This is a genomic window from Frankia torreyi (assembly GCF_000948395.1).
GTDB lineage: Bacteria > Actinomycetota > Actinomycetes > Frankiales > Frankiaceae > Frankia > Frankia torreyi.
Genome location: NZ_JYFN01000110.1, coordinates 1 through 9,832, shown reverse-complemented (window position 1 = coordinate 9,832; position 9,832 = coordinate 1). Strand labels below are relative to the sequence as shown.

The following is a 9,832-nucleotide window of genomic DNA, read 5'->3' as shown; positions in this document are numbered from 1 at the left end:
ATGGACAACCTCAATACCCACGGCATCGCCTCGCTCTACGAGGCCTTCGACCCCGCCGTCGCGTTCGCTCTCGCCGGGCGCCTCGAGATCCACCACACCCCCAAACACGGCTCCTGGCTCAACATCGCCGAGATCGAACTGGCCGCACTGACCCGCCAATGCCTCGACCGCCGCATCGACGACCTCGACGTGCTCAACACCGAACTCGCCGCCTGGCAGACAGCCGTCAACACCGACCAGCGCCAAGTCCACTGGCACTTCACCACCGCCGACGCCCGCACCAAACTCCGCCACCTATACCCCAAACATTAGTGGCGACGGTCTACTAGTGCCTCGTCAGGCCACGTTCGCCCGCTGGACGATCTGCCGGAGTTTCTGATCTTCTGCGTGCTGGTTTCGCCAGGCGATGTAGTCGTAGATCATCTGGTTCTGGGTTCGTGGCCGGCATGGTCGGTGTCCCCGCGCCGACCAGCGCTGTGATGTCTCGCGATCGACCAAGTTCCCACTGAACCGGGACGGGGAGCCGGATCCCGTCTCGGCCGGCTGCGGACTATTCGGCCGCCTGTTCCAGGCGGGCATAGGCGAACTGGAGGGCGTCGGAACCGGCCGCGGCGGTGAACACCGAGGCGGCCAGCCGGGTGAACCGGGGGGCGACCACCAGCCCGAACACGAAACCGGTGGCCACCCACTGCCCGGCGCAGAACGGGCAGGTGATCAGCTCGCCGATGCTGTGCCGGGCCTCGCTTGACTCGCGCACATCCTCGGCCAGCTCGGCCGGACCCGACTGGCCGCGGAAACGGGTGAACGGCGCCCGCAGGGGGCTCGTCACCGGGTCCTTGGTCAGCACGCGGCTGAGCTTGTGCGTCGCGACGGTGACCAAAGCGAGGTCGGCCGCGCTCACCCGTTCGGGCGGCGCCGCCCCGACCAGCCGGGCGACCCCGACCATCGAGGCGCACGCGACGCCATAGGTCCCCAGCGTCGCCAGGTATCCGCCCAGCGGACGCGGCTCGCCACCGGAGTACTCCGCTTCCTCCCGCCGCGCGATCCCGGTGACCCGATCGGTGACCTGGCGGGCGGTCGATTCCCATGTAGTCATCATTATTCCGGGCGTACCCCGGCCGAGGACCCCAAACCGAGCGACGCCATGTCGGCGGCACCTGAAGATCACCCGGGCAATCCGACCGGGCCGGGAGCAACGGCGGACGCCGACCGAATCCGCTCCCGCCATCCCGTTCGGCGCAGGGCGCCCTCGGTGTGCCTCGTGTTCGGACCCGGCCAGTCGGCCGTCGACGGTATGCTTCGCGGCGTGCCAGCGTGGAAGGCGATCGAGCAGGCAGAACCGGAGTTCGCCGGGCGGGTGCGGCGGCTGTTCGATGCCGGTCGCCACAAGACCATCGCAACGCTGCGCGCCGATCGCTCGCCCCGTATCTCGGGCATCGAGTGCGAGTTCACCGACGGCGACCTCCGCTTCGGTTCGATGACCGACGCCCGCAAGGGCGCGGATCTTCACCGGGATCCCCGCTTCGCGCTACACGGCCCCACCTTCCACCCCGAGCAGGGCAGGGAGAGCGACTGGCCGGGCGAGGCGAAGATCGCCGGGCGGGCCGTTCCCGCTAACCCGGTGACCACGGCCGAGGCGAGCGAGCATGCCGACGGAGAGATGTTCGTCGCCGACATCACCGAGGTCGTCGTCACCCGCCTCAACGCCGAGGCCACCGGACTCGTCGTCGAGTCATGGACGCCCGAACGAGGACTCCTGAGGGTCGAGCGGAAGTAGGGCCGCACCCGGCATCGTCCATGGGATCCCCCGGGCGGGCTCGGGCGGCCCGGGGGCCCTGACGCGAGATTCCGTGCCGCCAGTTGCAACCCCCCTCGGGGTCGGCTACTGGCTGGAGTGGGGGACGAGGGTCCGTTCGGGAGCCATGCCGCGGCGCCGTCCACGGATGGTGTGCCGGTGCGCGGGCCGGGTGGGCGGGACGGTGTTGACGTCGGCGTACGAGGTGTTCCTACGGACCTGGTAGACCCAGCTCCTGCTGACCGTCATGCCCTGCGCGGCGAGTACCGCGACCGTCTTGGTGACCGACCCGCCGGTCTGGTCGAGGGTGCGCGCGATCGCCTCGCGTTTCGCTGCCGGGTCCGCCGCGCCGTCCAGCCCGGCGGGCGACGCCGCATCCGGCCGGTCGGCCTCGACCCGATCGACACCCGCCCGATCGGCACCCGCCCGATCGGTGTCGTCGTCCTCCTGGGGCGAGGGTCCACGGCTGTCGGTCCGGCTCGGGTGGTCAGCGACGTCTGGCGCCGGGGCCGGCGAAGGCGCCGCCGTGGTGGCTTCATCGGCGGTGACGGTGGAAGCGGTGACGGCGGCCGTGGTGAGGGCGGGCTCGGTGACGGCGGCCGTGGTGACGGTGGGCTTGGTGACGGTGGGCTTGGTGACGGTGGGCTTGGTGACGGTGGGCTTGGTGACGGTGGGCTTGGTGACGGTGGGCTTGGTGATGGTGGGCTCGGTGACGGCGGGCATCGGGCCACGTTGCGGTGGGATCGGTAGGACGGTGGTGACCGGATCGCCGACGGTTCGGCGTCCGGCCGGATGGATCTGACGCATGAGCAGCTCGTAGGAACCGAGCAGGGCCAGCGGCGGCCAGCCGGCGATGATCCGGGCGGTGACCGTGGGTTCGGCGTGTAGCACGTTCGCGGCCAGCGATGCGCAGGCTCCGAGCGCCAGCAGGAGGTAGGCCAGCCAGGACCGGTTCCGCCCGGCGCGCCGGTCCGCCAGCATCGCCATCGACGCGGCCACGATCAGCCCGTCCACGCTGAACGGCAGCACCGCCGCGGTCATCGAGTCCTCCCCGTGCGCGATCGCGACCCCGCGCATGTGCCGATAGGACACGAAGGCCGCCACCACCGCCACCGTCGCCACCGCGACCACCGTGGTGACCCGGATCGCCCGCTCCGCCCGGAGGCCGGAGGATCGACCCTCGCTCACCGGTTGATCACCGTCCACACCGATCTCCTCGTCTGCTTCGGAATGCCTCGTCAGGACACATTTTGCGCCGAAGCCGATCGCGTGGTCCGGACACCCCGATCGATGCGGAATGCCAGTATTCGCCCTGGTGCCAACCGTGATAAAAGCGTCCGCCTACGCATTTCTCAGGTCACCATCGGCGACCGTCAGCCCTGACCGTTCGGATCGGATCTGTTGCAGGCAGTCGGTCCTCTGGTCGGGCCGGCTCGGTGTGAGCCCCGACGATCCGGCCGCTTACCGCGCTTCCCAGGGGGCGTCGTCGCCCATCTTCTTGTAGTACTTGGCGAGGTGGTTCCTGGCCCGGGTGATATCGGCCGCGGGTAGATTNACGCCGCCGCGCGAGCCCTGCATGACCGCCGCCGCCGCCATCACCCCGCGAGGAACGACCGTCAGCTCGCCGTCGATCACATCAGCGATAAGCAGCTTGTAACCGGTGAACTCGTCTTTCTTCTCCTGGTCGTACCAGACGTGCGCCTCGCGGTACTTGCCGTTGGGGGCGTCCTGGGCCTCGACCCAGCGCCGGACCCGCTTCTCCGCCGCCGCGCCGTTCCAGGCGCGCGTGCGGTCGGCCAGCGGAAGATCCTTGAATGGCGTGACGGACATACCTGCCTCCTCGGGGGCGCCTCCAGATCATTGCGGCCGGGCTGGGCGAGCGGCCGGGCTGGGCGAGGCGGCGTGTGTGGTTGCGGGGGCCTGTCGCGTTCCCTGATCGTGACCGTCGAGGTGTGCAGGTGCGAGCATGATCGCGGAAGTCGAGGTATGCAGGTAAGGGCATGGTCGCGGAAGTCGAGGTCCGGCCCGGCGGCATGGCGCGGTTCCGCGGAACACCGGGCGTCGGGCTCGGGGCTGGTGCTCGCAGACAAATCCCGCCTTCATGCCTTTCTGCGCCTTCCTGAACACGGAATCGAGCCGAGGGCTCGTGCCACTTCTCGGGCCGAAAACCGTACCCAAGCCTCGGCACGATCTGGCCGCGTTCTGACCGCAAATCGGTACGGAGCGCCGGGCTGGGTTAGTGGCCCAATGCCGGGTATGGCGGCGCCAGGTGCACGACCTCCACGTCGACCACCGCGAGGACGGCCGGAGGACGGTCGTTCTCCCGCCGACACGCGGCTGACTCGCCGAGACCGAGATCAAGGCCGCGATCGCGCGAGAGGCACGGCTCGCATCGACCTGAGGAGGCTGAGCGACGATCGCGGTCCACATCGGTACCTCGGGATGGAGCTACGGCCACTGGGAAGGCGTGCTCTACCCGCCGGGGACGCCGCCCGGCCGCCGCCTTGCTGTCTACGCGGCCGAGTACGACACGGTCGAGTTGAACGCCAGTTTCTACCGCTGGCCGGCCGACGCGACGTTCGCTCGGTGGCGCCGCCGGCTCCCGCGGGGCTTCGTGATGTCGGTGAAGGCGTCGCGTGGGTTGACCCACGCCAAGCGGCTCTACGCACCGGAGGCCTGGACGGGTCGGATCGCGGGCGCCTGGCATGAACTGGCCGACCGGCGAGCGGCAGTCCTGGTGCAGCTCGACGGGCGCCAGAGCCGCGACGACGCCCGGTTGGAGTACTTCCTGGCCGGGGTGCCGCCGTGGATGCGGGTGGCGGTCGAGTTCCGCCATCCAAGCTGGCACGACGAGGCGGTCTACCGGATCCTCGAACGGTACGGCGCGGCCTACTGCGTCATGAGCGGCGCCGGCCTGCCGTGTGTCCTGCGGGCCACCGCGCCGTTCGTGTACGTGCGCCTGCACGGCCCGGACCCCACGACCCTCTACGCCGGTTCCTACGACGACGACGCGCTGCGCTGGTGGGCCGGCCGCATCAACGAATGGTCCGGCGGCGGCCTGGATGTCTACGCCTACTTCAACAACGACGGCCACGGCTACGCCGTCGACAACTCCCGCCGACTGCGCCACCTGTGTGGCGCGTGAGCGGTACTCGCACAGGCGGGGTCCAGGCGGAGGTGCTCAGGCGAGAAGACTGGACAGATGATGACCGACGAGCCGTCGCAGCACCCCGCGCAGGGCCCCTGGACCACCCTGGACGTGCGCGTCAGTGCGCCGGTCGCCTGGGTCCGGTTCAACCGCCCGGCCGCGCACAACACCGTCACCACGACCATGATGATCGAGATGCACGCCGTGCTCACCGACCTCGCCCGCGACGACACGCTATCCGTCGTCGTCCTCACCGGCACCGGCCGGACGTTCTGCCCGGGCGCGGATCTGACGGCGGTGCTCACCGACCACGACCCCGACCTCCCACCGGTGGAGGTCTACCAGTCGGCGACCCTGCTGCACGAGATGCCGCAGCTCACCATCGCCGCGGTCAACGGCGGCTGCGCCGGCGCCGGGTTCGGCTGGGCGGCGGCGTGCGATCTGCGGGTCGCCGCCGCCCGCGCCCGTTTCTCCGTCGCGTTCCCCCAGCTCGGACTCACCAGCGAGCTCGGCCTGCCGTGGACGTTGTCCCGCGCGCTCGGTGGGGCCGCGGCGCGTGACCTCTGCTTCCTCCCGGCAAAACTGACCGCGGACGATGCTCGGCGGATCGGGCTGGTGGCCCGGGTGTTTCCCGACGACCGGTTCGAGGCGGAGGTCACCGCGATGGTCACCGAGCTGGGCGCGCGCCCGCTGAGATCCGTGCGCGGAACGAAGGCCAACCTCCTGTTGGCCGAACGCAGTGGCCTGGCGGAATTCGTCGACGCCGAGGCTCGGCGCCACCAGAGTTTCTTCACCGGATGAGACGCCGACCGGCCGGTGGCACCGAGATCGTGCGGCGAGCACCGGGGCTCAGGCGACCTTCGGATACTGCTTCTTGAGCCGCTCGATGAGGGCGAGCGCGGTCTGCTCGTCGCGGGCCACCGCACCCCAGCCCTCGATGAACATGCCGTCGTAGCTCAGCCCGACCCAGCGCCCGGTGAGGCGGTCGCCGTGCGGATTCAGCGCGAGGAACAGCGATCCCTTCGAGCGAACCGGACCCTCGGAACTGACGTACCAGCCCATGATGATCTCTTCGTCGAAAATCTGTAATTCACCCCACCAGAGGTACCCGCCCTCCTCGGTGGGCAGTCCGCGAGTGATCGCCTCTATGTGGATCTTCGCTCCGGACTGCTCCAGGCTCGCCTCCTGCGAGGAATGGATCTCCTCGCCGTCCCGGAACGTCTGCCAGGCCGTCCACCAGCGACCGGACAGGTCGACGCCGCCACCGGCCCGGCGGCCCACGCCGCCCGGCGACGGCACAGGTGCGGGCAGTTGGGGGCTTGCGGCGGGACCGGCGGCGGCGGCGCTTCCCCCCACCATGAGCTGTCGACGATCCGTGGTGTCCACCTCCTCCAGTGCTCGTGACCAGGTGATGCCCGCCTGGCTCCCCTTGTCCTCCAACCAGGCGTGCCGCCGCAGCTCGACCAGCCGACCGCCGGCGTTCAGCTCGGCGTCGATCGCGCTGATGAGCGACTGGGACGGCACGCCGAGCAGGCCGCGCTCCGCCTTGGACAAGTAGCTCGGCTGGTAGCGGACCCGGCTGGCGAGCTGGGCCTGGCTCAGCCCGGCCGCCTTCCTCAGCTCGACGATGCTCGCCAGGAGGGTGGCAAGGCAGGGTTGCATGTCCATCACATCGTCTACCCGGATTCCTCGGTTCTGGTTCGTCGCCCGACGTTTCCACCTGGTCTGCTTGTAGTCACACCCCGGAATGGGCGCGCGGGCTGCCAGGCCGGCCCGGATCGTCGACTGATCGTCGCACGCAACCAGATCTCCCCCGCACCACGGGTGGCCCGCCTGCACGAGGCCGCCGCACCGGCCTTTCCGCATCCAGTATGACGGCTCTCACACCCTCGCCAAGGGGCCCGCCATCCGCGAGCGTCTGTAGACGCACCCGGATGGGTGACAGCCGTGACCGCGCTCATGCGGACGAGGAGTGGAGCATCGTGAGAACGTATCGGCTCGCCGATGCCGGCGAGGTGAGATTCGATTTCTTCAGCGAGGATAAATCAGTTCATCTTTTTGTGAACGCGCCGGCAGGGGCCCGGCCCCTGCCGCGCCGATCCGGGGCAGGGACGGTTTGACCGCGCCCCGGCGTCACGCGCCGTCCGAGGCAAGCTGGACCCGCGCCGAGTCCACCGTCTGCGGTGGATGCTCCGCGCCGGAGTCCTACGCGGTCGTCTTCGTCGACGACGACGGTTCACCGACGTCGGTCGGGGCCACGTTTCCCGGGCCGATGTCGGCGGAGATGTACGGAAGGATCGTGGGCGGCACGTTCCGCGTCGTCCCCGCGGACCCGGCTCGCCTCGCCCCGTAGGCGTCCGGCGGGGCGCCGGGATCAGGTGCCGGATTCCTTGATCCTCCCCTCTGTCCAGACTCGGGCCAGGATCTCGTCGGCGGTGTCGGCGGAGGTCTGGTGTGAGGTGTCGAGCCAGAGCCCGAGGCGGGGGGTCCTGCTACGAAGCACGGTGTCGAGTGCGTGGACCGTCCATGCGTCGTAAGCGGTCTTGGTCCTGGACGCTTCGCGGGCGACTATGGCGTCGGGGCGCGGGGCGAGCACGACCACGAACAGGGGCCGACTTCGCATCGCGGCGACCGTCTCGGCGAGGTGGTCGCCGAGGATGACGTCCTGGCTGATCACGGTGAATCCAGCCGCGAAATAGCCGTCGCTGACCGTGGCGGTCAGCTGATGACGCAGCCGGAGCTGCCGGGTCGCCTCGTCGGTCGGGTCGGGGGTCATGTCGACGCGGCCGTTGACGACCATGCGCCGGAAGAGGTCGCCTCGCACGTGCACCGAGCGGGGTAGCCGTTCGGCCAGTATCTGCGCGACCGTCGACTTCCCGGCCGCCTGTATGCCGGTGACGAGAATGACCGCCCGCTCGGTTCTCCGGGCCGCTGCCGGTGAGGTGTCGTGGTCGTTCTGCTCGTTGGTCGTTGAGCTCATCGGACAGGTCACTCCTCCGCGCGATCGTCACCTGGCCCCAGAGTCCCCCTCTCACCGCGACCGCGTGTTCACACCGCCCAGCACCAGGGCAGACGCGTGACGGCGGCAGCTCGCCGCCCGCCGGGTGACTCGCTCATCAGCGGCACCCGCACCAGTGGTGCGGATGCCACGGTCACGGCCGCCCACCTGGTGCCGAGGTGACGGGATCTCTGCCTGCCCGATCGGAATAGCGCAGTACTGGTCGGCCTTGGAGAAACAAGGCCCGCGACCTGCGTGGCCGCTCCAGCAGCGCCCCGAGGAGGACACGCATGTCCCAGGCCGCCGCCGTCGCTCAGACCACCCCTGTCTCCAAGAACACCGCCGCCTCCGAAAACACCGCCGTCTCCGAAAACACCGCCGCCGCCGACACCACGGGGCCGGTGTATGCCAGCCCGACCGACGTGGCGACCTACGGTGAGTACACGATCAGACGGGACCCCGCGGACACCCGGCCGCTGTACCGGTTCACCGGGCGGATCACCGCGGACGGGTCGAGCGGATTCCCGGCCGAGCCGGGCCGCTACCACATCTACGCCGGCTGGTTCTGCCCCTGGGCGCACCGCGTCACCCTCGAGCGCGCGCTGCACGGGCTCGAGGACGTCATCAGCGTCTCCTACGTCGACGGCACCCGCGACGCCCGCGGCTGGGGATTCCGCGAGACCTACGGCCCGGACCCGGTCAACGGCTTCACCCTGCTGCGCGACGCCTACGAGCGCACGGAGCCGGGCTTCGACGGCCACGTCTCCGTCCCGACGCTGTGGGACCGCGAGACCGGCCAGGTCGTGTCCAACGACTTCACCAGCCTGGGGATCGACCTGGCCACCCAGTTCGGCCGCTGGTCGAACGGCGCCGACACCTACCCCGAGCACCTGCGCGCCGAGATCGCCGAACTCGACTCCTGGATCGGCCCGGCGGTGAACCACNGGGCGCACCGGGCGGCGCACGACGAGACCGTCCGCGCGACGCTGCTCGACGCGTTCGCGACGCTCGACGCCCGGCTCGCCGACGCCCCGTATCTGGTCGGCGGCCAGCTTACGGAGGCCGACGTGCGCCTGTGGGTCTCCCTGGTCCGCTACCGCGGCCGCCGCGGTGACCTGGCGGCCCTGCCGCCGCTGTCGGACTACCCGCACCTGTGGACCTACGCCAGCGCCCTCTACCAACTCCCCGCCTTCCGGGCGACCACCGACTTCGCCACCTTCTCGGAGCCGGCCGCCGTCCTGGCGGGCTGGGACACCGCGCCCGGAGACGACGCGTAGCCGCATCGGCACGACCGCTTCTCGCTGGGAAAGGCGTCCTGATCGCGGCTACGTCGCGGCGCGGCGGGTCGCCTCACGACCTTCTTGCGCATACGAACAGAGCACGCCCACGTACGAACTCACCGTGATGCCGGGCCGAAGCCCGGGGCGGCTACGGCGAACCGACCGGCTCCAACGTTGGGGGCCATACCACGGCGGCGGTCACCATCCGGTGGTGGCCGCCGCCCCTCGGTTCACGTGGGGGTGGGGGGCACGTAGACCTGCACGACGCCGTCGACCTCGCGAACGGTGAGGCTGGGCAGCGGACGCGGCGGGGTGCGGATCTTNTAGTTCACGACCTCGCCGGCCAGTGAGAAGGCCATGCGGTGGCAGGGGCAGTTCAGCCGCTGCTGCGCCGGGTCCAGGGCCAGCCGGCAGCCCTGATGCGTGCAGATCCCCGACGTCGCGCGGACCCGACCATCGGTCCGCCGCACGAACCCGACCACGGTCCCCGTGTCGAAGGCACGCACTCCGCCTTCCGGCAGGTCCTGTGTGGTGGCGACGGTCCGCCAGATGCCGGCCGTGGGAACCAGGGCGCCGCCGGGCCCGCTTGCCGGCTCCGGTCCGGCCACCGG

At 70.3% G+C, this 9,832-nt stretch carries 11 protein-coding genes and 1 pseudogene; 7 read left to right on the top strand and 5 right to left on the bottom strand.

Annotation, left to right across the window (positions count from 1 at the left end; all coding sequences use genetic code 11):
• The coding region (locus FF36_RS30655) for a transposase (protein ID WP_044888701.1) at positions 1-312 on the top strand (312 nt) is incomplete at its 5' end.
• 238 nt (positions 313-550) lie between these two features.
• Here the strand turns inward: FF36_RS30655 and FF36_RS30650 are convergent.
• Positions 551-1,096, bottom strand: coding sequence for a DUF1360 domain-containing protein (locus FF36_RS30650; RefSeq protein WP_044888707.1), 546 nt, complete (start codon positions 1,094-1,096; stop codon positions 551-553).
• 210 nt (positions 1,097-1,306) lie between these two features.
• Between FF36_RS30650 and FF36_RS30645 the strand changes: the two genes are divergently transcribed.
• Positions 1,307-1,777: a pyridoxamine 5'-phosphate oxidase family protein gene (locus FF36_RS30645; RefSeq protein WP_044888706.1), complete on the top strand. Its 471-nt coding sequence runs from the start codon at positions 1,307-1,309 to the stop codon at positions 1,775-1,777.
• 105 nt (positions 1,778-1,882) lie between these two features.
• Here FF36_RS30645 and FF36_RS30640 read toward each other — a convergent pair whose 3' ends face one another.
• The gene (locus tag FF36_RS30640; protein ID WP_052681661.1) at positions 1,883-3,001 is read right to left on the bottom strand and encodes a DUF2637 domain-containing protein; all 1,119 of its coding nucleotides are present in this window, start codon (positions 2,999-3,001) and stop codon (positions 1,883-1,885) included.
• Positions 3,002-4,262: 1,261 nt separating this feature from the next.
• Between FF36_RS30640 and FF36_RS30630 the strand changes: the two genes are divergently transcribed.
• Together FF36_RS30630 and FF36_RS30625 are read left to right on the top strand one after the other, a co-directional pair.
• Positions 4,263-4,940 (top strand): DUF72 domain-containing protein, encoded by a 678-nt coding sequence (locus FF36_RS30630; protein ID WP_199865564.1) that lies wholly within the window; start codon positions 4,263-4,265, stop codon positions 4,938-4,940.
• 57 nt (positions 4,941-4,997) lie between these two features.
• Positions 4,998-5,744 (top strand): enoyl-CoA hydratase/isomerase family protein, encoded by a 747-nt coding sequence (locus FF36_RS30625; RefSeq protein ID WP_236706169.1) that lies wholly within the window; start codon positions 4,998-5,000, stop codon positions 5,742-5,744.
• Positions 5,745-5,792: 48 nt separating this feature from the next.
• Here the strand turns inward: FF36_RS30625 and FF36_RS30620 are convergent, their stop codons facing one another.
• Positions 5,793-6,605 carry a helix-turn-helix domain-containing protein gene (locus FF36_RS30620; RefSeq protein ID WP_044888703.1) on the bottom strand — a complete coding sequence of 271 codons (813 nt, stop codon included), beginning with the start codon at positions 6,603-6,605 and terminating at the stop codon, positions 5,793-5,795.
• A gap of 454 nt (positions 6,606-7,059) precedes the next feature.
• Between FF36_RS30620 and FF36_RS30615 the strand changes: the two genes are divergently transcribed.
• A complete protein-coding gene (locus tag FF36_RS30615) occupies positions 7,060-7,296 on the top strand; it encodes a hypothetical protein (protein ID WP_044888698.1) in 237 nt (78 codons plus the stop codon).
• Positions 7,297-7,317: 21 nt separating this feature from the next.
• Here the strand turns inward: FF36_RS30615 and FF36_RS30610 are convergent, their stop codons facing one another.
• A complete protein-coding gene (locus tag FF36_RS30610) occupies positions 7,318-7,923 on the bottom strand; it encodes an AAA family ATPase (protein ID WP_044888697.1) in 606 nt (201 codons plus the stop codon).
• A gap of 308 nt (positions 7,924-8,231) precedes the next feature.
• On the opposite strand from FF36_RS30610, the pseudogene FF36_RS30605 reads away from it, so the two are divergent.
• Positions 8,232-8,885, top strand: a pseudogene (locus FF36_RS30605) (glutathione S-transferase family protein); the annotation flags it as partial.
• A gap of 1 nt (position 8,886) precedes the next feature.
• On the top strand, positions 8,887-9,218 hold a 332-nt coding region (locus FF36_RS39670; RefSeq protein ID WP_339325629.1), incomplete at its 5' end, for a glutathione S-transferase C-terminal domain-containing protein.
• A gap of 327 nt (positions 9,219-9,545) precedes the next feature.
• On the opposite strand, the gene FF36_RS41355 is transcribed toward FF36_RS39670, so the two are convergent.
• The coding region (locus tag FF36_RS41355; protein WP_422615132.1) for a Rieske (2Fe-2S) protein at positions 9,546-9,829 on the bottom strand (284 nt) is incomplete at its 3' end.
• Positions 9,830-9,832 lie beyond the last annotated feature (3 nt).

What these genes read in the sequence shown, in the direction of transcription:
- FF36_RS30650 (WP_044888707.1), bottom strand. Translation starts at nt 1,096, where the DNA reads ATGACTACATGGGAATCGACCGCCCGCCAGGTCACCGATCGGGTCACC.
- FF36_RS30625 (WP_236706169.1), top strand. Translation starts at nt 4,998, where the DNA reads ATGATGACCGACGAGCCGTCGCAGCACCCCGCGCAGGGCCCCTGGACC.
- FF36_RS30620 (WP_044888703.1), bottom strand. Translation starts at nt 6,605, where the DNA reads ATGCAACCCTGCCTTGCCACCCTCCTGGCGAGCATCGTCGAGCTGAGG.
- FF36_RS30610 (WP_044888697.1), bottom strand. Translation starts at nt 7,923, where the DNA reads ATGAGCTCAACGACCAACGAGCAGAACGACCACGACACCTCACCGGCA.